Source organism: Hoeflea algicola (genome assembly GCF_026619415.1).
Classification (GTDB): Bacteria; Pseudomonadota; Alphaproteobacteria; order Rhizobiales; family Rhizobiaceae; genus Hoeflea; species Hoeflea algicola.
The window spans coordinates 1,563,240-1,585,411 of sequence record NZ_JAOVZR010000001.1 but is presented as its reverse complement, the minus strand read 5'-3'; the positions used below and the strand labels follow the sequence as shown (position 1 = coordinate 1,585,411).

Sequence of the window (22,172 nt, the reverse complement as noted above, 5' to 3'; positions counted from 1 at the left end):
GACGTCGGCGGTCTATCTTTCGGTCAGCCCAAACCAAAGGAACTGCCATGAAAACCGTTCTCATCACCGGATGTTCGTCCGGATTCGGACTGGAAACCGCCCGTTATTTCCTCGAACGCGACTGGAAGGTGATTGCCACGATGCGCAGGCCGGACAACAGTCTGCTGCCCCGTTCCGACCATCTCCGAGTGCTCGGCCTCGATGTCACCGATGCCGAGAGCATCCGGGCCGCTGTCGAGGCGGCCGGACCGATAGACGCGCTGGTCAACAACGCCGGCATTGGCATGCTCGGTGTCTTTGAAACCACACCAATGGCCATTACCCGCGATCTTTTCGAAACCAACACATTCGGGACGTTTGCATTGATCCAGGCGGTGTTGCCGCAGATGCGGGCGCGCAAGGCGGGGGTGGTCGTCAATGTTACCTCAAGCGTGACCTTGAAGCCGTTGCCACTGTTGTCGGTCTATACTGCCAGCAAAGCGGCGGTGACGGCGTTTACAGAATCGCTGGCGCTGGAGTTGCAGCCGCTCAATATTCGTGTCGCCGTGGTCGAGCCGGGACGCTCGCCAACCCGCTTTGCCGAGAATGCCCGGCCGCGGATGCAGGGTGATGTTCCTGATGCCTATACGGATTTCGTGGGAAATGTCTTTGCGGGGATGGGACCATCCGCCGGCACCGAGCCGCTGGACGTGGCGCAAGCGGTGTGGCGCGCAGTCAAGGATCCGGCATCGCCGATGCGGATGCCGGCAGGCGCTGATGCCATCGAAATGGCTCAAGGCAGCTGAGATGTGAAGGCAACCGCCGCCGAATGAAGCTCGCTTCGGTTCGCCGTTCAGGATGACCATGGCGGGCAGTATGTGGCAGCATTGAAGCATCCGCTCTATCCCCGTCCGCCGAGCCTCAGTCCGGGGGCGGGGCGTTCTTCGAGGATCTTGGCGCGAAACCGGTAGAGCGCGGCAGGGCGGCCGCCGGTGGCCGAACTTGCCGCACCGGTGGGTTCGACCAGTTCGGCGCCCTCCACCAGCCGGCGGAAGTTTTGCTTGTGCAGATGCCGGCCTGAAATCGCCTCGACGGTTGCCTGCAACTCGGTCAGGGTGAAGGCGGGTGGCATCAGCTCGAAGATTACCGGTCGGTACTTGATCTTGGCGCGTAGCCGCTGCACCGCGGTGGCGGCGATGCGTCGATAATCAAAACGCATGGCAAAGCCGAGTGGCGCGGCCAGTCCGGTACCGCTTACCCGCTGGTCGGCGACGGCTTCGGCCAACAGTCCGGCTTCATAAAGTAATTCATAGCGGTCGAGTACGCGCTCCTCGTCCCAGGGGAAATCATTGAGCCCGAAGGCCAGCCGCGAGCGGGCCATGCGGTCGAGTTTCTTGGCGTCGCTGGCGGCAGCAGCGATCCAGTCGTGCAGCCGTGGGAGAATGATGGCGTCGAGCATGGCCGGGCGACCGTCGCGCCAATCTTCCCACGGAAACAGATCATACCAGTCGCGCCAGCGCGCACCGGTGGCGTAGAGCGCTTCGGGATTTTCGGCGTCGGCGCGGGTCAGCGCCAGATAACCCACGGAAACGAGGTGCGGGCCGTCGCCATTGTTGCGGCGGTGGCGGCCGCGATCGCCAAAGGTATAGAGTTGTTCGACATAGCCCAGATGCAGCGCGGTCTGGCTCTCGACACTGTCACGCAGGCTGGCCTCGAAGGTGCGGTGCCGGTCCGGATCGAACGGGCCGAAAGGCAGCCCGTCGGCCGGGCCCCTGCCGGGAGTTGCCGGCACGGTGAGGATGCTCGGACTGCGGTCGGCGACCGCAACGATTGCCGCATTGAGTCCGATGCGCAGCGGCGGTATGTGATCGGCTTCCATGCTCAACTCCCGCGCCGCGATCGGTCGGGAGTAGCCTCGGGCACCGTATCGCCAGGCTTGATGGCGAAGCAGAAGCGGCTGCCCTCAAATGTGTCGGCGCCCCGGCCGATCGCCCGGATTGCGCGCACCAGCCTGCCGTCGCGGCCGAGCAGTTCGTCACCAATCTCGATCAAGCGGGAATTGGGGGTGACAAACGGGGAGGCGGTGCGGAGCCGTTCGGCAAGCGCCATTTCATCCTGATCGGGCTCGACCGCCAGGGCGGCAATTGCCGCGGCGGCTGGCGACCGGGAAATCCCCATCCAGCAATGAATCAGCAGCGGAGCACGGCGATCCCAGCCCCGGGCGAAGCGGATAATGCGATCGACATGGATCTCGGCCGGCGCCACCAGGCCTTGTCGCGCCTCGGAAATGTCGTTGACGCCCAATGTCAGGTGTCGGTTCGCATCAATCACCGCGGGGCGATGAAAACTCTGGTTTTCGGCCATCAGGCTGATCATTTCGCGGGCACGATGCAGAACTGCCGACTCGGCGATCTGGTTGAGACGACAGACGACGAGGTAGGACATCGATCAGCCCCTTTCTGTCCGGCGTGCGGCCTCGATGACGTCAAAACGATCGAGAAACAGCTTTTCGGCTTCAGCGGCCGGGCGTGGCGCGACGTCGATCATCTCGCGACTGATGCCGCGCGGCGGGCCGAAAAAGGCGCGCGCCTCGGCATCGGCAAAGCCCGCGAGCTCGGTGGCCTCGAAATAGGCGGCAATCCGGTCGGCACGCTTGATCAGCGCCTTGGTCGTCTTGGGCAAGGCCGGAGGCAATCCGAAACGAATGTGGATCGCAGCTTCAAGCCGCGCCTCGACCGCCTTGTAACCGCCACCGACCACAGATTTGAAAGGAGATATCATGTCGCCGATGACATATTCGGGCGCGTCGTGCAGCAACGCCAGCTGCATCAGTTCAGGCGAGGCGCTGGTCAGGTGGCCGATGATTGCTTCAACCACCAGCGAATGCTGAGCGACGGAGAAAGCATGGTCGCCACGGGTCTGGCCGTTCCAGCGTGCCACCCTGGCGAGCCCTTGGGCAATGTCGGAAATCTCGACGTCAAGCGGGGATGGGTCGAGCAGGTCAAGCCGGCGGCCTGAAAGCATGCGTTGCCAGGCGCGGGCGGCCTTGTCGGTTCCAGCCATGGATTAGCCGTCCACGGCGTTGTCATCGCTGGCCTTGAACGATAGCCCAGTCCATTCGGGCAGCGTCAGGCTTACCGGAATGCCAGCGGCAGTCAGCGGAGTTGAATCGGCAAGCGCGTCAGCCACCCGGTCGGTTCTCACGATTGCCAGGGCCTGGGTGCCGACCACCGTTCCAAGGGTTCCAACGGGCTTGTCACCAGCTAGTAGCGGTGTGCCGGTTTCAGGCAGCGGGATTTCGGCTGTCACCATTGCCGGCCGCTTGCGGGCAGTGCCCCGGTGCTGCATGCGCGAGACCACTTCCTGGCCGACATAGCAGCCCTTGCGGAAGTCCACACCATGGTTCTTGTCCATCAGCAACTCATGCGGAAACGCATCCGACAAGGCGTAATCGAGGCCCGATTCCACGACACCGTGGGCGATCCGGACCGTGTTCCAGTCAGATCGGTTGGCGTCGACCACCGAGCCACTGCCATAGAGCCGCCAGACGCCTGCTTGTTCGGGAAAGCGGCGATCGTGCAGCGCGGCTTCGGGAGCAGGGCTATCCCAGCCGGCGATCACCGGCGTCTCGGCAAGCTTGTCGAAAGTTACGGCGGCGCGCAGCTTGTAGAGGGTCAAGCGGCGGACCAGATCATCGACACTGTCGGCGCGGACATCGAGCTGGTAGCCACTCTCGGGCGCGCGCGATATCAGGAAATCAAACAGGATCTTGCCCTGTGGGGTCAGCAGCGCCGCCGGCTGTGCATCTCCGGCCTCAAGCGCCTCGATATTGGCCGTGACCAGATTCTGGAGGAAATGCTCGGCCTCGGCGCCGTCGACATGAACAATTATACGGTCGGTGAGAACGAGGGCTGGCACTGGGCGAGACTCCGGCTGAATCAGATTATCGATGGTCGATAGGTAGGCGTTTGCCGACCGGTGGACAAGGGCGCGCGGTGGCGCGGGTCTAATCGCCGGCCAGGAAAAACGCCACTCGCCGTCTGGCGAAATGCCGATTCGGTAGAAACTGTAACCGCCATAGGCCTTCATCTGTTCGACATCGCCGGCGGTAACAATGCGCAATAGATCCACCCGCTGCGGCGGCGTGAGTTCATCGAGCGTGAGCCCAACAAAATAGGGCCAGATATAGGTTTCGTCCGGTTCGCCGGCACCCACCCGGACAAAGCCGGTATTGAGCAGGTCAATAAGGATGGCGAGGATTTCCTGGCCTTCGCCGTCGCCGGAGATGGAGCGTATATAGTCGACCGGATCGGCGTCGATATCGCCCAGTAAAAGCTGTGTGGCGGTCGGCCCGACGCCAAACAGAGCCCGCAATTTCTCCGGGTCGCCGCTGGACGCAGCCTCGATGATCAGCTGGCGCATGCGCTGGGCCGGTTCAGGCAGCAGCGTTGGGTCGGTCATTACCTCCACCGGCTCGGCAACATCGGGTTCGGCGGCAACCCCGTCGGGGGTGGGCAAGGTTTGGCGGATGATCGGGCTCGGATCGGGCAATCCGCCATCAGGATTGGTCAGTGGTTCATCGAGAGGTGGTGGTGTCTTGGTGGTTTCATCCGCAACAACCGGCGGCTCGACCGGTTTGAGTTCGCTCAGGGCATGGGACGGCCGCAGGGTGAAGCCTGTTAACAGAACGAGGGCGAGTGCAAACAAGACAATCGAATCGCCCGATCGGAACTTGCGCCTTGGCTGGTCGACCGCTTTTTGACCCATTCGGTACCTTTACTGCAGAACACGCTCGGGTGAAAATTCGCCAGCCTGAATTCGCCCACGCAGAGATTCCACAAGCGCTTCAGCCTGATCCTCGCCAAGAGCGCGAACCGTTTCGCGAATTGCAATGATCATCGCGGCGTCGGCGATGATCTCCGGCTCGATGCCGTCGGCCGTACTTTCGGCCCAGGCGTCATGCTGCAATTCCAGCGCAACCTGCAGCTTTTCCTGTACGATCAACTCGTCGAGTTCATCAGGGGTGTGGAGCGTGGTTTGTGTCATGCGAGCCAACTCTTACTTACTATGTCGTTAACACCGTAGCACGGCTTGATCGGATTCGGCACGGGGCCGAGACGATAAGGGTTAACAAAAACTCAATTTCCGTACCGCGCGACTATTTCAGAGACAAGTGTTGCTCCTTCGCGACGGTATCGCTCCTCGGCGAGGCGGGCGGCGTCGGTGCAGGAGGTGTAAACTGCGGCAAAGGCACGGAAACCGCGATTGTAACCACCGGTGAGGTGTTCGCGCCGCGCTTCCTCGCCGACGGTTTCGCTGTCGAGCAGTGCCTGCATGGTCTCGCGCCAGGCGGTTTCGCCATCGGGATTGCACAGATTGCGCAGATACTGGACCGAACCGAGAATTTCGGCCAGGCGCAACAACCGGGCCTCGTAGGGCGGTGGCGGTTGGTCAGCCTCGATCGTTGGTTCGGCAGCCTCATCGACTGCGGCGGCGTGGACAGCGACGGGCCCGCCCGAGAGGACGATGGAAACGAGCAGGATCAGGGTCTGGGCAAGACTGCGCAACATGTGTGTTCCCATACACCATGGTTTCGATTGATGAAATCCCGTCGGTGGTACGCGTGTCAATCGAGAATGGCGGTCTGGGGCAGAAAGGCACTGACAACGAAAGCGAAAGTCAGTTCGTGGGCGATATCCTCGCCATTGCGGGTCACGGTGATGCTGCCAATCTCGCGGCCCTGGGCGATGGTCCCGGTATCGAGCGCCGAGCGCACGCCGGCTACCCAACTGATGGTGACGCCGCCGACCGTGATTATGCCATCGCGGCGGACCCTGTCGAGCGAGATGGCGATCGGCTCGGGACCTTCGCGCACCACCACCACATAGGATAGCGGGGCGATGCCTTCGGGCATCGGGCCGCTATAAAGGAACGGGACGCGGGAACTGTCATAACCCGCATAGGGATTGCGCCCGTATTGGCGCAGGCCGGGATTGCTGGGCGTAAGAACTTCGCCATCGGGGTGACGGTCGCGGAAGCTGGCCCAGGCTTCGAGCCGCGACGGGATCACCTCAAGCTTGGTGCCGGTTCGGACTCCAGTGATGGCTTCGCCGGTAAACTGCTGCCACCAGCTGTCGGTTTCCCGGTCATACATGACCAGGTCGGAATTGCGTAGCTTGCCGGTGGTGCCAAAGGTTGTTTCGGTTCCTTCAACGGTGCGGTCGAAGACAATGGCAGCGTTGCACAAGGGGCAATAGGTCACCGCTATGGCGCGACCGGCGATAGTGTCGTTGACGATCTCGTGCCAAATCATCACCCGCAGCGGGTAGGCGCGGGCCGCGCCATCGATCACCACCGACATCACTGGCTCCTTGTCATCAAGGCCAGAGGTCTGGTTGACCGGAAGGAAGACAGGGTCGTCTATCGGCGGGATGCCATCGCGCGGCGGCCCGCCCGACTTGATGCTGGCAAAATCGATGCTGGATCGGGAAAAATCGGTTTTCCATCCCTCCTGCTGCCAGCGCTCGGGGGTGGCGAGCGCCACAACCGTTGAAAGCGCAAGCGAGGCCACCAGCACTGCCGCAATCGCGAAGATTGGCGGCAGCGACAGTATACCGGCCTTGGCCGGGCGGGTGGGGTGAAAGCCGTTCATGTGGTTTTGTAGCGTCTGCAGCGCCCGGAAACCAATCAAGCCGGCTCACATTCGCTTGAGGTCCTAGCTAACGAAACAGACCAGTCTAGCCGTTCGGCGGGGTTGCCCCTGTCAGCATATCGATGCAGGTGAGCATGCTTTCGGGCACCGGCAGATTACGAATTTCGGCCGGGCTATACCAACCCACGGCCTTGGCGTCGTCGAGCGCTTTGGCGTCACCGCCACAGTCCTCGGCTACGAACACGGTGAGCAGAAAATGCGAGGACAGGCTGCCGTCGGCGCGCCTTGAGGGCAGGTCAAAGCTGGCAAACGGCTTTGGATTGGCTGCCTTCAACCCGGTCTCCTCGGCAAGTTCGCGTAAGGCGGCGTCTTCCAGTTTTTCATCCGGATCGACCCGGCCGCCGGGAAAGGCATACATGTGCTGGGCGGGCGGGTTGGCGCGCAGAACCAGCAGATATTTGCCCTCGCGCTCCAACGCCACTGACACAGCAAGTGCCGGTGCGTCGTAGATTGGACCATTCTGATCGGCCATTTTTAGGGTTCCTTCCACGCGCATTGTCAGCGAATTGTAATGTGCCAAGTTTCTTACTGGCGGCAACCCCGGTAATTGCCCAGATGCCTTCCGGGCCACGTTCCACGAACATTTTTGCAGGTGGTACACTGCCGGGGAATGGCGTTGTAAAAATATGCAGAAAACAATATGTTTTACCTCTGTTTGCAGCCAGAGCCCGAGAACTGGACTTTTCAATGACACCTTCGCCCGAACCCGACCTGCCGCTGGACGTCATCCGGCACGATAGCGACAGTCAGCCAGTCGTCCGACGGCGGTGGCGGTTTCACAAGCGTTACCTGTTGGTGTTGCTGATCCCTGTCATCATGTTCTCGGGTGGGGTGATCGGTATGTATTACCAGCCGGTCGCCTTGCAGAAATTCTATGCGCTAACAGGGCTGCAGCCCGGTGCCGGCTCGGCCACACCAATTGCGCTGCCGCCAGATATGGAAATGCCCAAGGAGATGGTGGCGACCATGCAGGCCAGCGACGTTGTCGGGCTGGCCCGGCTGATGCCGCGTGGCGATGTATCGATCGTGGCGCCGCCCTATGGTGCCGGCGATGCGCGCATTGCGGAAGTGCTGGTGAGCATCGGTGACCGGGTTGAAAAGGGTGCAGTGGTTGCGCGGCTCGACAATCAGGGGCAATTGCACAGCGCGGTGCTGTCAGCTGAGGCCAATGTTGCCGTTCGCGAGGCGGCACTGGTTCAAACCACCGCATCGGTGCAGAACTCGCAAGCCGAAGCCCGCGCAGCGATGGAACAGGCGCGCAGCGCAAGCACTGAAGCATCGGCCGAACTTGAGCGCGGCAAAGCCTTGTTCGAGCGCGGCGTGATCACCCAGGCCTCGCTCGATTCTCTTGCTGCAGCCGAGCGTCAGGCCGTCCTTGCGGTACAGAAAGCCGAAGCGACATTATCGCGATTCAGCGGCGAAGTTGTCGAACTGCAGCCCGATGTGATTGTCGCCGCGCGCAATCTTGATGCAGCCAAGGCGGACCTGACCCGTGCCGAGCAGGATCTGGTCCGGTCTGCGGTTCTGGCGCCTATCAGCGGCGTGGTGCTTGATTCAATGGCCAATCCGGGAGAGAAGCCACCCAGCGATGGCATCATGCTGATTGGTGATACCGATCAGATGATGGCCGAGGTGGAGGTCTATCAGGACCGGATCGCCCATGTCGCCGAAGGTCAGCCGGTGGAACTGGCGGCTGTTGCCATCGGCCAAACGCTGCAGGGCCGGGTCAAGTCGATCGGCCTGACGGTGGGACGCCAGGGCCTGCTATCCGACGACACGGCGGCAAACACCGATGCGCGAGTGATCAAGGTGATGGTTGAGCTGGATGAAGCGTCGTCAGATGTTGCCGCGCGCTACACCAATCTCGAGGTGATCGCCCGCATCGATACGCGAACGGTCGCCACCAAGAGCAATCCATGAGCCGTTTGCTGCAATGGCTGTTCGGGCGGCTGCCGATCGGCTGGCTGCAGTTGACCCACAGCCGGACGCGTTTTGCCGCGGCGATTGCAGGTGTGGCATTCGCCAATGTGCTGGTGTTTGTGCAACTGGGCATCATGAACTCGATGGCGATTGCGACTTTGAAGCCCTATGATTTTTTCAATGCCGACATCATGATCTCGGCTTCGGATGCCAATTCGATGACCGAGGGCGGCAATGTCGCGCGGCAATGGCTGTTTCAGGCGCAGGCCGATCCGGAAGTGACACTGGGGACCGGGATATTTGTCGGCAATACAAACTGGCCGCGCCCGACCAAGACGCTGGGGCTGACCAGCTTCGGCATCGATCCGACGCTGCCGGATTTTTTAAGCCCGGTGCTCAAACCGAAGTTGGCGACGCTGCAACTCAACGACTCGGCCATTCTCGATATGGCCACCCGCGGCCTACCGCCCGAGGAAGCTGCCGCGATCCGTCCGCAGACACCGGCGAGCTTCGAGGTGAGCGGCAAGACGGTGACGCTGTATGATACTTTTCAGGGCGGCGGCGGATTTGGCGGCGACGGCTATATGATCATGTCGGACCAGACTTTCCTGTCACTGTTTCCGGCGCGCAGTTCGGCCGCACCTGATCATATCTTGTTGCAGGTTAAGCCGGGGGCGGACCCGGAGGTGGTTTCGGTCCGATTGCGGGACCTGATTTCGGACAAGTCGCTGCGCATCCGCTCCTATGATCAGGCCAAGGCCGACGATCTCAGCTACCAGCAGACCAAGCGGCCGACCGGCATCATTTTCGGCTTTGGCGTGATCATCGGCGTGCTGGTCGGCATCGTCATCGTCTACCAGGTGCTCTCGACCGACGTGGCCGATCATCTGTCGGAATATGCGACCTTCAAGGCGATGGGCTATCCGCAGAAATTCTTCCTCGGCATTGTTTTTGAGGAGGCGCTGATCTTGGCCGTGTTCGGCTTCGTGCCCGGGGTGATTGTCGGCACTGGATTGCTGGTCGGCATGAAAAAGGCCACAAATCTTCCCTTGGCTATGACCTGGGACATGGCGGCAATCGTGCTGATCGGAACGCTGGTTGCCTGCTCGCTGTCGGGTGCCATCGCAACCCGGCGACTAGCGGCGGCCGATCCGGCTGATCTGTTTTGAGGGCGTGGGCATGAGTGATGATCACTCGATCAATGTGCACGGCCTGAACCATTGGTTCGGCACCGGCGAGGCGCGCAAACAGGCGATCTTCGATGTCGATCTCAAAGTGGTGCGCGGCAGCCTGACAGTGCTGATGGGCCCTTCGGGGTCCGGCAAGACAACGGTGCTGACGCTGATGGGTTGCCTGCGCGACGTTCAGGAAGGCTCTATCACTCTGCTCGGACACGAGCTGATGGGCGCTGGCAACGCGCTCAATGAAGCGCTCCGGTGCAGGCTCGGGTTCATCTTTCAAGCGCACAATCTGCATGGCAGCCTGACTGCGCTGCAGAATGCGCAGATGGGGCTTCAGGTGCACCATTTGAACAACCCTAAGGTCGAGCAGCAGGCCGCGCGCCATGCCTTGTCGCTGGTCGGTCTTGGGGACCGAATGGATTACCTGCCTGGCAATCTGTCGGGCGGGCAGAAACAGCGTGTTGCGGTGGCCCGGGCGCTGATTGGCAATCCCGACATCGTCTTTGCCGATGAACCGACGGCGGCGCTCGACAAGGAGAGCGGGCTTAATGTCGTGGCAATGCTCAAGCGGCTGGGAGAGCAGCGCGGCACGACGACGGTGATGGTGACCCACGACAACCGCATTCTCGAACTGGCCGACCGCATCGTCACGCTGGAAGACGGGCGAATCGTCTCCGACACCAGGCCGGTATAGTCCGGTCGGTCATTGCTTGACCCTTCCACCGTCGTGCGGCATGGATTGGCAATGTGTGGACGGTTTTCACTGACAGCGACGCCGGAAGAGGTGCAGGAAATGTTCGGTCTCGAGGAGATCGAGGATTTTCCGCCGCGCTACAATATCGCGCCGACGCAGCCGATCCTGATCATTGCCGGCGACCGCCGCCGCGAAGAGGGCGACAACCGCACCGATCGCCGGGCGCTGTTGGCGCGCTGGGGATTTCTGCCCGGATGGGTCAAGGATCCGGCCGATTTTCCGTTGCTGATCAATGCACGCTCCGAAACGGCGGCCGAAAAGGCCTCGTTCCGCGCCGCCATGCGGCATCGCCGGGTGCTGATCGCCGCGTCGGGATTTTACGAATGGCATCGCCCGCCCAAAGGCTCAAACGAGAAATCCACGCCTTACTGGATCAAGCCGAAAGGTGGCGGCATCGTTGCCTTTGGCGGGTTGCTCGAAACCTATATGAGTGCCGACGGGGCGGAGATCGATACTGCCGCGGTGCTGACCACGGCTGCAAACCAGATGATTGCACGGGTGCATGACCGGATGCCGGTGGTGATAAGGCCGGAGGATTTCTCCCGCTGGCTTGATTGCCTCAACCAGGAACCGCGACATGTGGCCGATCTGATGGCACCGGCGCCGGAGGACTATTTCGAGGCCATCCGGATCTCCGATCTGGTCAACAAGGTTGCAAACAGCGGCCCGGAAGTGCAAGAGCCCGCCACCGATGAGTTCGCGCCGCCCGAGCCAGCCAAACCGGTTCGCAAAGCCAAAGCGCCGCCTGCTGCCTCTGACCAGTTGAAGTTGTTCTGACCCGATGACACCTCTCTTTGCTCCCGCTTTTTCCGGCCTGCTGCTTGGTGGTTCGCTGATCATCGCCATCGGCGCGCAAAACGCCTTCATTCTGCGGCAGGGGTTGCTGCGTCAGCATGTCTTCATCCTGTGCCTGATCTGCGCACTGTCGGATGCAGTGCTGATCGGGCTGGGTGTCGCCGGGCTCGGTGCGATCATTTCGGGTTCGAGAATTCTTATCGCGGTGGTGACGTTGGGTGGGGCCGCGTTCCTCGACGTCTATGCGTTTCTGGCGCTCAAACGGGCGATCTCGCCTTCGGGGCTGGAAGCAGCCAAGTCCGGGCCGGGATCGCTGAAAGCTGCGGTGCTGACCTGTCTCGCCTTCACCTTCCTCAATCCGCATGTCTATCTCGACACCGTGCTGCTGGTGGGTGGCCTGAGCGGGCGCTATGAAGGCACGGCGCGGCTGGCGTTTGCCATCGGGGCGATGTCGTCGTCGTTCATCTGGTTCTTCGGGCTTGGTTATGGTGCGCGGGTGCTGGAGCCGCTGTTCGCCCGGCCTTCGGCCTGGCGGGTGCTCGACGGGCTGATCGCGGCTGTGATGGCGGCGCTGTCAATCTCGCTGCTGGCGCGGTTTTTCGCCGGCTGAAAGCCGCTCTCTGGCATCTTGACCGGGCGGGTTCAATCGGGGATAAGACCAGCATGAAAACGGCACACGGCGCACGCGCCACCTGCATTTGCGGCATCATTATTCGCTAGCGCTTCGCTGGCTCGGCCGTTTTCGTCTTCTTTTTCCAAACAGGACAAACGACCCGGGCCAGGGTGCTGGCATCTGGGAGTGGACATGACCGAACTCAAATTCTGGAACACGCTGACGCGGGTCAAGGAAGAGTTTACGCCGATCGATCCGGACAATGTGCGGATGTATGTCTGTGGCCCGACGGTCTATGATTATGCCCATATCGGCAATGCCCGTCCGGTGATCGTGTTTGACGTGCTGTTCCGGCTGCTCCGCCATGTCTATGGCGAAGACCACGTCACCTATGTGCGCAACATCACCGACGTCGATGACAAGATCAACGCCCGCGCGCTTCGCGATTATCCCGATCTGCCGCTCAACGAGGCGATCGCGAAAGTCACCGAAAAGACCGCCGAACGGTTCCACAAGGACGCGGCAGCACTTGGCTGCCTGCCACCGACGTTTGAACCTCGGGCGACCGCCCATATCGACGGCATGATCCGGATGATCCAGACGCTGATCGACAAGGGCAACGCCTATGTGACATCGGGCAGGGAAGGGCGCGAAGTGCTGTTTGCGGTCGCTTCCATGCCTGACTACGGCAAGCTGTCGAACCGCAAGCTCGAGGACCAGCAGGCCGGCGCCCGCATTGCAGTGGAAGACCACAAGCGCAATGCAGCGGATTTCGTGCTGTGGAAAGAGTCCGCCGCAGACGAGCCAGGCTGGGACGGTCGCTTCACGGAGAGCGGCGAGACCGTGACCATCCACGGTCGCCCCGGCTGGCATATCGAATGCTCGGTGATGAGCGAACATCATCTCGGTGAGACCTTCGACATCCATGGCGGCGGGCTGGACCTGATCTTCCCGCACCACGAAAACGAGATCGCCCAGTCCTGCTGCGCCCACGGCAATGAGCGGATGGCAAACCTCTGGATGCACAACGGCTTCCTGCAGGTCGAAGGCAAGAAGATGTCGAAATCCGACGGCAACTTCGTCACCATCGCCGAGCTCTTGGAAACCGAAAAATTCGGCGGCCGCAAATGGCCCGGCGAGGTGCTGCGTCTGGCGATGCTGATGACGCATTATCGCGAGCCGATCGATTTTTCCGTCAAGCGGCTGGAGGAGGCGGAGGCTGCTATTGAAAAGTATAGGAAGGCTCTAGCGCTTCTGGTTGCTGAGGGAGCAATCTCGCTCAACGCCGCTGATCAAAACTATCAGATAGCCTTCCCTTGGGCAGAAGCTGAAATTGAGCGAATTGCCATTGCTCCGCCTCTGGGGCATTCGGTCTATGACGATCTGAACACACCCAACCTCAAACGCTTTCTGGATCATTCAACGCGCGCCATTCTTGAGGGAGATTTCAACCTTTCCGATGCTGCGACACAGGTGGAAGTTTACACAATTGTCACTCTCCTGAACATCGCCGGATTGTTTGTCGACACTGAACAGAGTAACGCGCTGCCGGCGGGACTTGTAGATCAGGTCCAGGCTCTTGTCGATCAGCGCCTCGACCTGATCAAGGCCAAGAACTGGACCGATGCGGACACGCTTCGGGACCAAATCGTAGCCATGGGCATTCAGCTCAAGGACGGCAAGGATCCGGAGACCGGTGAGCGGGTGACAACCTGGGAAGTGAAGCGGTGAGCTTGCAGCTTTACCCCCTCTGTCGGCTACGCCGACATCTCCCCCGCAAGGGGGAGATTGGGAGTCGGGCGCTTCCGCCAAGTTGGAAAAGCGGGATCGGAATATGTTGAGAGCTTTGTTGCACCGAGTACTCGCCGGCCTGCGTCCGGGCTAAGGGATTTTTCCCTTTCAGGTTGTTTTCTGATTGCAAATGAGATGTTGTTATCCGGGCGTGATCCATCGGCACGCCGATCTCCCCCTTGTGGGGGAGATGTCACGTAGTGACAGAGGGGGGTGTCTTGCCGCACGGGAAAGTGCCGCCGCATCTCAGGCGCAATGCGCGCCGCATGCGCAGCGCCATGACCGAGGCCGAACTCAAGCTGTGGAATGAATTGCGCGCCCATCGGCTGATGGGGATGGGGTTCCGGCGGCAGGTATCGATTGGCCGGTACATCGTCGATTTCGCCTGTCCCGAGCACAGGCTGGTTGTCGAAGTAGATGGCAGTCAGCACGCTGAAAATCATACATATGATCAAGCACGAACCACCTACCTCGAACAAGAGGGATGGAAGGTCATTCGGTTCTGGAACGAAGATGTGCTCACTGACATCGGTAATGTCGGCACGCATATCCTGCGCCTGATGGGGAGGGGCTGAGCATGACCTCCACCCTTTCGGGCGGCTGCCAGTGCGGTGCTGTCCGCTTTCGCCTCGTCGGCACGCCCGGCACATCCTCGGTGTGCTATTGCCGGATGTGCCAAAAAGCCTCTGCCAGTCAGGCGCTGGCGCTGGTGTCTTTGGGCGACGCGGGCCTCGAATGGACCCGTGGCGAAGCCTCCTGGTTTCAGAGTTCCAACGCGGTGCGGCGCGGATTTTGCAACCTGTGCGGAACGCCGCTGGCCTATGAAGCGCCCGACGGGTTGGCGCTGACGGTGTTGGCGTTTGACGATCCCGATTCCGTGCCGCCAACGATTGCCTATGGCGTCGAGGGCAAACGGATCTGGTGTGACGGCATCCCGGCGCTTCCAGAGCGGCAGACGCTGGAGGATCCGGACGCGGTGAGTTTTCTCAAAACGCTGGTCAGATTCCAGCACCCCGACCGTGACACCGAAGCCTGGCCGCCGGAGCCGAAGCCATGAGCGAGCGCAAGCCGGGAACCGAAATGCCGAAATGGCTGCTTTACGGCCTGATCGGCAAGGGCGTACTGGTGGCCGCAGTCACAGTTGCCGTCGTTGTCTGGGTCAATTGGAGTTGAAAACATGAGTGGATTGCGTGGATTGTACCCGGAGATCGAACCGTTCGAGAGCGGGTTTCTCGACACCGGTGATGGCCATTCCATCTATTGGGAGCGGGCAGGGACCCGGGGCGGCAAGCCGGCGGTGTTTCTGCATGGCGGTCCGGGCGGCGGCTGTGGTCCGGTGCACCGGCGACTGTTTGACCCCGAACTTTATGACGTGCTGCTGTTTGACCAGCGCGGCTGCGGGCGCTCGACGCCGTTCGCTTCGCTCGAGAACAACACCACCTGGCATCTGGTGGCCGATATCGAACGGCTGCGTGAACTCGCGGGCTTTGACAGATGGCAGGTGTTTGGTGGCTCGTGGGGCTCGACGCTGGCGATGGCTTATGCCGAGACCCATCCCGAGCGGGTCAACGAACTGATTGTGCGCGGCATCTACACGCTGACCAAGGCGGAACTCGACTGGTATTATCAATTTGGCGTCTCGGAGATGTTTCCCGACAAATGGCAGCGGTTTCTGGCGCCGATCCCTGAAGCCGAGCGCGGCGAGATGATGGCGGCTTACCGCAGGCGTCTGATTGGTGATGACAAGGCCGCGCAGATGGCTGCCGCCAAGGCCTGGAGCGCCTGGGAGGGCGAAACCATCACGCTGCTGCCCGAGCCCTCGACCAGCGACAAGTTTCATGAGGACCAGTTCGCACTGGCCTTCGCCCGGATCGAGAACCACTTCTTCGTCCATGGCGGCTGGCTGGAGGAGGGGCAATTGCTGCGCGACGCGCACAAGCTCGCCGGTATCGACGGCGTCATCGTCCACGGCCGTTACGATATGCCGTGCCCGGCGCACACTGCCTGGCAATTGCACCAGGCCTGGCCGCGCGCCGAATTTCACCTGATCGAGGGTGCGGGTCACGCGTTTTCGGAGCCGGGTATTCTCGATCAACTGATCCGCGCAACTGACAGGTTCGCGGGCAAGGCAGACACATGACGGATTCCGCGATGGGCAAGCAACGCATCTACCTGTTCGACACCACGTTGCGCGATGGCCAGCAGACGCCGGGGATCGATTTTTCCGTCGAGGACAAGATCGCCATCGCCAGGATGCTGGATGGTTTCGGCATCGATTATGTCGAGGGCGGCTATCCCGGCGCCAATCCCACCGATACGGTATTTTTTGCCAAGAAGCGCACCGAAAAGGCCTCGTTCGTGGCTTTCGGCATGACCAAGCGTGCGGGCGTCTCGGCCTCCAATGACCCGGGTCTCGCCGGGCTCATTCAAGCCGCAGGTGATGCGGTTTGCCTGGTTGCCAAAAGCTGGGATTACCATGTGAAGGTGGCGCTCGGCTGCACCAACGAAGAGAACCTGGAATCGATCACCGGCTCGGTCGCCGCCGTGCGGGCTGCCGGCAAGGAAGCACTGGTCGATTGCGAGCATTTCTTCGATGGCTACAAGGCCAATCCAGACTATGCCATCGCCTGCGCGCGCGCCGCCTATGACGCCGGTGCGCGGTGGGTGGTGCTGTGCGACACCAATGGCGGCACCCAGCCGGCGGAAATACGCGAGATCATTGCCGCGCTGATTGCCAAGGGCATTGCCGGCGACAGGCTCGGCATTCATGCCCATAACGACACCGGCCAGGCGGTGGCCAATTCGCTGGCTGCGGTGGAAGCCGGGGTGCGGCAGATCCAGGGCACGCTCAATGGCGTCGGCGAACGCTGCGGCAACGCCAATCTGGTGACGCTGATTCCGACGCTGATGCTCAAGCCGGCCTTTTCCGACCGGTTCGAGACCGGCATCCCGGTGGAAAACCTCGAGCGCCTGACCGGGCTGAGCCACGGTTTTGACGAGTTGCTGAACCGCTCGCCGGCCACGCAATCGCCCTATGTCGGGGCGTCGGCGTTTGCCACCAAGGCCGGCATTCACGCCTCGGCGCTGATCAAGGACCCGCGCACCTATGAGCATATTCCGCCTGAAAGTGTCGGTAATTTCCGCAAGGTGATGGTGTCGGACCAGGGCGGCAAGTCCAATTTCATCAACGCGCTGAAACTGCGCGGCATCACCGTCGGCAAGGATGATCCGAAGCTCGACCGGCTGATTTCGATCGTCAAGGAACGCGAAGCCACCGGCTATGCCTATGAGGGGGCGGATGCGAGTTTTGAACTGCTGGCCCACCGTACCCTTGGCCGGGTGCCGGAATTCTTCTCGGTGACCAGCTTCCGGGTGATGGTCGAGCGCCGGTTCAATGCGATGGGACAGATAACCACTGTCTCCGAAGCCGTCGTCAAGCTGGTGGTCGACGGTGTCGAGATGATGTCGGTGGCCGAAGGCCAGGGGCCTGTCAACGCGCTCGACATAGCACTACGAAAGGATCTTGGCGTCTACCAGTCGGAAATCGGCGATCTTGAACTGGCCGACTACAAGGTGCGCATTCTCAATGGCGGCACCGAGGCGATCACACGGGTGCTGATTGAATCCGCCGATGAGACCGGCGCACGCTGGTGGACAGTTGGCGTGTCGGACAACATTATCGATGCCTCGTTCCAGGCGCTGATGGACTCGATCGTCTTCAAGCTGATGAAGAACCGCGACATGGCGGGACGGGTAGCGGCGGAGTAAGGCCGTTTGCCGCAGCCCTTGTGGGCGGGTAATCCATAAGCAACTCTGATGGACTGATCGTGATACTTGCGTTGTGTTGATGACTGCACGTCTGTAATCGTGACGTCTGCTCATGAGCAGGATTCAACCGGGATGTGCCCGGGCCTATCGGAGTTCCCATGCCGAAATCTACCGTCGTTGCCAATGAAGATACGCCGCGCGGCTTCGCTTTTGCGCTTGTCGCCTATCTGCTGTGGGGCGTTCTGCCCTTCTATATGAAAGCTGTGGCGCATATTCCTGCGGTCGAGGTGGTGGCGCACCGAGTGATCTGGTCGGTGCCGATAGCCGCGGCGGTGTTGATGTTGCTGGGCCGGACCCAGGATATCAAGGTTGCGCTGAGGACACCACGGACGCTGGGGATGGGATTTCTCACCGCCTCCATCATCACGCTCAACTGGGGCATCTATGTCTGGGCGATCGGTGCGGGCCGAACGGTGGAAGCGGCGCTGGGCTATTACATCAACCCGCTGTTTTCGATTTTTCTCGCTGCGGTGTTGCTCAAGGAAAAACTCGACGGCCTGCAGAAGCTGTCGATCGCCCTGGCCGTTGTCGCGGTGGCGTTGCTCGCCTGGGAAACAGGCGGGGTGCCTTGGGTGTCGGTCGGGCTGGCGGGCTCCTGGGGTTTCTATGCGTTCTTCAAGAAATCGCTGCCGGTGGGCCCCAACCAGGGATTCCTTCTCGAAGTGCTGATCCTGACGATACCTGCGCTCGGGTATATCGCGTATCTTGAAGCCAGTGGAAACGGCCATTTTGGTGAGACTGGGATGACCGATGTGCTGCTGTTGCTCGGGTGTGGCCTGGTCACGGCCGTGCCGTTGATGATCTATGCCAATGGCGCCAAGCTCTTGAGGCTGTCGACCATCGGGATCATGCAATATATCGCTCCGACAATGATCTTCATCATCGCCGTGTTCGTGTTCAAGGAACCGTTCGGGGTTTACAAACTGGCGGCTTTCGGGCTGATCTGGGTGTCGCTCGCAATCTATTCTGTATCGCTGCTGCGCAGCCACAAGGCGCGCCGCGCCGCTGCCCTGCTTACAACCGGCTGATCACGTCCGGGTCGCCTTCGGCGACCGGCGCCGCGCGTTCCATGATTGCCGGCACGATGTCCTCGGCACGGTCAATCACCATCGGTTGCACCAGATGTGCGGTGTGGATGAAGCCCTCGGTCGACATGTGGCCGAGCAGCGTGTTCAGCGGATTCCAGAATCCGTTGATATTGGCAAAGACCATCGACTTGGCGTGGCGGCCCAGTTGCGCCCAGGTCATGATCTCGACAATCTCCTCCAGCGTGCCGATTCCGCCGGGAAGCGTGACAAAGGCGTCGGAGCGCTCGAACATCATGTGCTTGCGCTCATGCATGTCCTTGGTGACATGAAGTTCGGTCAGGCCGCCAAGCGATTTCCGCGAAGCTTCCTGGTCCATCAGGAATTCGGGAATGATGCCGACAGCCCTTCCGCCGGCCGACATTACCGCCTCGGCGACCGCGCCCATGATTCCCTTGGTGCCGCCGCCATAGATCAGATCTATGCCGTTTTCGGCCATTGCCGCGCCAAGCGTTTGGGCGGCAGCCCGATAGGCCGGATCGCGCCCCGGTTGCGAGCCGCAATAGACGCAAATCGAGCGAATTCTGTTTGAGGTTGTTTCCATGGCAGTGAGGAAACATGGCGATGGAGTGATGGTCAAGACCGGGCTCGTCGTGCCAGCCGCTTTTTCTTGTACCGTATAGCCAAACCATATAGGTTTCCGCGAGATAGCAGCATCGTGCCGGACTGGCGGAGCGTATAATGAATAAGAACAATACCGGATTTCTGGCCTTCCTCGGATTGCTTGCGGCAGTTGCGATTGGCGGGTTCTTTGTGGTGCCGAAACTGTTTGACCAGAACGGTAAGACAGTTTCGGAAACCGCCACCGCCGTGAGACCGGAGACCGGTGATACGGCGGTCACGCCGGCGCCTGAAACTGCCCCCAAGATCGAGGATGCGGAGACCGCTGTCCGCGATGACGCGGCCGAAAAACCCGTTGCGTCAGGCGCTTGGCTGATGCCGAGCTTTGATGTGCTGCGGGTTGAACCCGATGGTTCGACTGTGATTGCCGGTAAGGCGGAGCCCGGAACGCGACTCGACATCATGAATGGCGAGACGGTCATCGCGTCGACCACCGTGGGTCCGAGCGGTGATTTTGCTGCCGTGCTCGATAAACCGTTGTCCGCTGGTGATTATCAGCTCGCGCTGCGGATCGTCGGTGCTGACGGTACCGCGCGAATGTCTGAGGAAGTTGCGACGATTTCGATTCCCGAAACGGCCGATGGCGATTTGCTTGCCATGGTGACCAAGCCGGGCAAGGCGAGCAGGATCATTGCCCAGCCCGTGGCACCAGCTTCCACCGACACCGCAGAGGCCACCCAAACCGAAGATGCGACGCAATCGGCAGAGACTGCTGGTTCCGAGGGGGCTGCAGGCGAAGCGGCCGTGTCCGAAACAGCTGCTGCGGCAGGTGGCGAGGGCGTTGAGCCCGCCGAATCTGATGTTGCAACCGCGGATGAAACGAACAAGGCAGCGGCAGGTTCAGAGCAGGCGCAAGATGGCGATTCAGATACGGCAGTTGCGCAGGGCAACGACGCAGCGTCATCGGTGGCAACGCCGGACCTTCCTGCGGTGTCGTCGCTATTGACCACTACGGCGCCGGAAATTGCGAGTGCCGCCCCGGCAGGCGACACCGCGTCGGCAACGGACACCGAAGTGGCTGCAGCCAGCACCGATGACAGCACCGCAACAACCGAGCCTGATGCAGGCGAGAGCGCGGAAACCATGGCCGCGGTTTCGCCGGAAACCGAGATCGCGCCGGCGACGAGCGCGGCGACCGACGCTCCGCTTCCTGATGGCGCCACCGTGCGCGTCGATGCTGTCGAAATTGAAGGAGACCGGATCTTCATTGCCGGTTCGGCAACACCTGGGGCTACGGTTCAGGTCTCCGCCGACGGTGTGCTGATTGGTTCTGACAAGGCCGATGAAACCGGCCGGTTCATTGTCGAGGCAACAGCGCAACTATCGGTCGGCGATCACCACGATCGGCGCTGAACTGATGGACTATGCAACCGGCAAGGTGGTGCTACGCGCCACGGTCCCGTTCAACCGGCCTGAGGGTGAGGCACACGCCGCCGTCGCCCAGTCCGGCGAAGAAGCGGCAACGCCGTCCGGGTCGGCTTCGGCAGGCAGCGAAGCAGGCGACACTGCACAAGCTGGTGCAACGGCGATGATTCTGCCGGATATCAACGGACTTTCGAAATTGCGCGAGGATGCCTTTGAGGCACTGTCGAAGCTTGAACAGATGGTGGCAAAGCCGGAGGCGCCGGATACTGGCGCATTGGCCGAGGCCCGGGCAGAAGCCGTATCCAAACTCGAGGCCGCGGCGACTGCCGAGCTGCCTGCAGACAGCACCGCCGAATCGAAGGCGATGGCCCAATCGATGCGTGCGCAGGCTGATGCAGCGCTGGCCGTGATCAATCCGCCCAAGGCCGCTGCGCCGGAGGCCGGGTCTGACGCCGCAGCCGCAACCAGTGCTTCGGAAGGCGACGCTGTCGCGATGCGCGACATGCTCAAGCAGGCCCAGACGGCTCTGTCGCAGCCGGCCGATATCGCCGTGGCTGCCGCCAATGCACCGGCTTCGGACGCGGATGAAGCCCAGACCGGCGAACCGGGCGAGCCGCGGACCATCGTTCAGGCGCCACTGGCATCGGCGCCTGGTGCGGTGATCATCCGGCGCGGCGACACGTTGTGGCAGATTTCGCGACGGACCTATGGCCAGGGTGTTCGCTATACGACCATCTATCTTGCCAATCGCTCGCAGATTCAGGACCCAGACCGGATCAAGCCGGGTCAGGTGTTCTCGGTACCGGAAAAACCGCTGCAGAATGCTGAAGAGCTGCACCGCCAACTCAGAGACAAATCGAACCGGTAAAGCGTTGAGCCTAAAGCGGCGCGCGCGGCAGCAGAAGCTTTGTTGCGGCGCGCGTGTCTTGGCTGGTTGCAGTTGCTCACGCGACAGCGGGGTAGTGTTGTTGCTCACAAAGACGCCCACTGAAAGCTGAAGTGACAGGCGGCGTCGGGATGTGCAGGCGCTCGCGCCAAAAAGAACGCCTAAAGGTGACTGAAGCGGCCTGGAAGTAGTTCCATACGCTTGACCTCGCCACATTCATCGTATATCGCCGATGAACGATGAATGATCTGAATTCGGAAATTGACCTGAGAGACGAGGCAGTGACGCGCAGGCTGGCGGCGCTGGCCCATCCCGTGCGGTTGAAGCTGCTGCGGCATCTGGGGCACTCGAAGAGCTGCTGTGTCAAGGATCTGGTCGCGCGGATTGGAATGGCGCAGTCGACCGTGTCGCAGCATCTCAAGGTGCTGGTGGACGCAGAGCTGGTCAGCTACAGGCCGGAGCAGACCCGGTCCTGCTACACCATCAATGCCGATGCGGTTCACAGCCTGATCGGCGTCATCGAACAAACGCTCACCCATTGTTGCGGCGGGGACTGCGGGCCCGTGCAGGGTGATGACTGTGAAGATCCACAACGGCGAGAGGACGCGCTGTCGCACCCCGCCGGTTACAAGGACATTTGAA

Annotated in this window: 24 protein-coding genes; 15 read left to right on the top strand and 9 right to left on the bottom strand. The window is 61.3% G+C overall.

The annotated features are described in order from the left end of the window. Nucleotides 1–47 precede the first annotated feature (47 nt). Nucleotides 48–785, top strand: coding sequence for an SDR family oxidoreductase (locus OEG84_RS07790; protein WP_267653217.1), 738 nt, complete (start codon nt 48–50; stop codon nt 783–785). A gap of 95 nt (nt 786–880) precedes the next feature. Here the strand turns inward: OEG84_RS07790 and OEG84_RS07785 are convergent, their stop codons facing one another. The 8 genes from OEG84_RS07785 to OEG84_RS07750 all read right to left on the bottom strand — a co-directional run bounded on the left by OEG84_RS07785 (nt 881) and on the right by OEG84_RS07750 (nt 7,163). Next, complete coding sequence (locus OEG84_RS07785) at nt 881–1,858, bottom strand: NUDIX hydrolase (RefSeq protein ID WP_267653216.1); 978 nt, start codon at nt 1,856–1,858, stop codon at nt 881–883. A 2-nt stretch (nt 1,859–1,860) separates the two neighbouring features. Continuing rightward, a complete protein-coding gene (locus tag OEG84_RS07780) occupies nt 1,861–2,424 on the bottom strand; it encodes a tyrosine phosphatase family protein (RefSeq protein ID WP_267653215.1) in 564 nt (187 codons plus the stop codon). Nucleotides 2,425–2,427: 3 nt separating this feature from the next. Then, entirely contained in the window at nt 2,428–3,042 is a 615-nt protein-coding gene (locus OEG84_RS07775) for an HD family hydrolase (RefSeq protein WP_267653214.1), read from the bottom strand. A gap of 3 nt (nt 3,043–3,045) precedes the next feature. Further along, nucleotides 3,046–3,897 (bottom strand): CAF17-like 4Fe-4S cluster assembly/insertion protein YgfZ, encoded by an 852-nt coding sequence (gene ygfZ / locus OEG84_RS25585; RefSeq protein ID WP_267656121.1) that lies wholly within the window; start codon nt 3,895–3,897, stop codon nt 3,046–3,048. An 858-nt stretch (nt 3,898–4,755) separates the two neighbouring features. Next, nucleotides 4,756–5,025 (bottom strand): hypothetical protein, encoded by a 270-nt coding sequence (locus tag OEG84_RS07765; RefSeq protein ID WP_267653213.1) that lies wholly within the window; start codon nt 5,023–5,025, stop codon nt 4,756–4,758. Nucleotides 5,026–5,117: 92 nt separating this feature from the next. Beyond that, a complete protein-coding gene (locus OEG84_RS07760; protein WP_267653212.1) occupies nt 5,118–5,549 on the bottom strand; it encodes a TIGR02301 family protein in 432 nt (143 codons plus the stop codon). Between the two features lie 56 nt (nt 5,550–5,605). Next, complete coding sequence (locus tag OEG84_RS07755; RefSeq protein ID WP_267653211.1) at nt 5,606–6,631, bottom strand: DUF3179 domain-containing protein; 1,026 nt, start codon at nt 6,629–6,631, stop codon at nt 5,606–5,608. 85 nt (nt 6,632–6,716) lie between these two features. Continuing rightward, a complete protein-coding gene (locus OEG84_RS07750) occupies nt 6,717–7,163 on the bottom strand; it encodes an NUDIX hydrolase (protein ID WP_267653210.1) in 447 nt (148 codons plus the stop codon). 215 nt (nt 7,164–7,378) lie between these two features. Between OEG84_RS07750 and OEG84_RS07745 the strand changes: the two genes are divergently transcribed. The 11 genes from OEG84_RS07745 to rarD all read left to right on the top strand — a co-directional run bounded on the left by OEG84_RS07745 (nt 7,379) and on the right by rarD (nt 18,601). After that, complete coding sequence (locus OEG84_RS07745; protein ID WP_267653209.1) at nt 7,379–8,611, top strand: HlyD family efflux transporter periplasmic adaptor subunit; 1,233 nt, start codon at nt 7,379–7,381, stop codon at nt 8,609–8,611. Continuing rightward, nucleotides 8,608–9,780 carry an ABC transporter permease DevC gene (gene devC, locus OEG84_RS07740; RefSeq protein WP_267653208.1) on the top strand — a complete coding sequence of 391 codons (1,173 nt, stop codon included), beginning with the start codon at nt 8,608–8,610 and terminating at the stop codon, nt 9,778–9,780. Before OEG84_RS07745 ends, devC begins: the two co-directional genes overlap by 4 nt. Before the next feature lie 10 nt (nt 9,781–9,790). After that, nucleotides 9,791–10,486, top strand: coding sequence for an ATP-binding cassette domain-containing protein (locus OEG84_RS07735; RefSeq protein WP_267653207.1), 696 nt, complete (start codon nt 9,791–9,793; stop codon nt 10,484–10,486). A gap of 51 nt (nt 10,487–10,537) precedes the next feature. Continuing rightward, entirely contained in the window at nt 10,538–11,323 is a 786-nt protein-coding gene (locus tag OEG84_RS07730) for an SOS response-associated peptidase (protein ID WP_267653206.1), read from the top strand. A gap of 4 nt (nt 11,324–11,327) precedes the next feature. Further along, on the top strand, nt 11,328–11,951 hold the full coding sequence (locus tag OEG84_RS07725; RefSeq protein ID WP_267653205.1) for a LysE/ArgO family amino acid transporter: 624 nt from the start codon (nt 11,328–11,330) through the stop codon (nt 11,949–11,951). 195 nt (nt 11,952–12,146) lie between these two features. Beyond that, on the top strand, nt 12,147–13,685 hold the full coding sequence (gene cysS, locus OEG84_RS07720) for a cysteine--tRNA ligase (protein WP_267653204.1): 1,539 nt from the start codon (nt 12,147–12,149) through the stop codon (nt 13,683–13,685). A gap of 278 nt (nt 13,686–13,963) precedes the next feature. Beyond that, nucleotides 13,964–14,320, top strand: coding sequence for an endonuclease domain-containing protein (locus OEG84_RS07715; protein WP_267656120.1), 357 nt, complete (start codon nt 13,964–13,966; stop codon nt 14,318–14,320). Nucleotides 14,321–14,322: 2 nt separating this feature from the next. Further along, nucleotides 14,323–14,802: a GFA family protein gene (locus tag OEG84_RS07710; RefSeq protein ID WP_267653203.1), complete on the top strand. Its 480-nt coding sequence runs from the start codon at nt 14,323–14,325 to the stop codon at nt 14,800–14,802. Between the two features lie 120 nt (nt 14,803–14,922). Beyond that, entirely contained in the window at nt 14,923–15,885 is a 963-nt protein-coding gene (pip, locus tag OEG84_RS07705; RefSeq protein ID WP_267653202.1) for a prolyl aminopeptidase, read from the top strand. Between the two features lie 11 nt (nt 15,886–15,896). After that, nucleotides 15,897–17,513 carry a citramalate synthase gene (gene cimA, locus OEG84_RS07700; RefSeq protein WP_267656119.1) on the top strand — a complete coding sequence of 539 codons (1,617 nt, stop codon included), beginning with the start codon at nt 15,897–15,899 and terminating at the stop codon, nt 17,511–17,513. Between the two features lie 158 nt (nt 17,514–17,671). Further along, nucleotides 17,672–18,601: an EamA family transporter RarD gene (rarD, locus tag OEG84_RS07695; protein ID WP_267653201.1), complete on the top strand. Its 930-nt coding sequence runs from the start codon at nt 17,672–17,674 to the stop codon at nt 18,599–18,601. Here the strand turns inward: rarD and OEG84_RS07690 are convergent. After that, nucleotides 18,588–19,202 carry an LOG family protein gene (locus OEG84_RS07690; RefSeq protein WP_267653200.1) on the bottom strand — a complete coding sequence of 205 codons (615 nt, stop codon included), beginning with the start codon at nt 19,200–19,202 and terminating at the stop codon, nt 18,588–18,590. The two genes, rarD and OEG84_RS07690, sit on opposite strands and share 14 nt — an antisense overlap. Nucleotides 19,203–19,339: 137 nt before the next feature. Here OEG84_RS07690 and OEG84_RS07685 point away from each other — a divergent pair, with 137 nt between their 5' ends. The 3 genes from OEG84_RS07685 (at nt 19,340) to OEG84_RS07675 (ending at nt 22,171) form a co-directional block, all read left to right on the top strand. Further along, nucleotides 19,340–20,632 (top strand): Ig-like domain-containing protein, encoded by a 1,293-nt coding sequence (locus tag OEG84_RS07685; RefSeq protein WP_267653199.1) that lies wholly within the window; start codon nt 19,340–19,342, stop codon nt 20,630–20,632. Next, nucleotides 20,562–21,512: a LysM peptidoglycan-binding domain-containing protein gene (locus OEG84_RS07680; RefSeq protein WP_267653198.1), complete on the top strand. Its 951-nt coding sequence runs from the start codon at nt 20,562–20,564 to the stop codon at nt 21,510–21,512. Before OEG84_RS07685 ends, OEG84_RS07680 begins: the two co-directional genes overlap by 71 nt. A 257-nt stretch (nt 21,513–21,769) precedes the next feature. Then, nucleotides 21,770–22,171, top strand: a complete 402-nt coding sequence (locus OEG84_RS07675) for an ArsR/SmtB family transcription factor (RefSeq protein WP_267653197.1) — start codon at nt 21,770–21,772, stop codon at nt 22,169–22,171. The last annotated feature ends 1 nt before the right edge of the window (nt 22,172 follow it).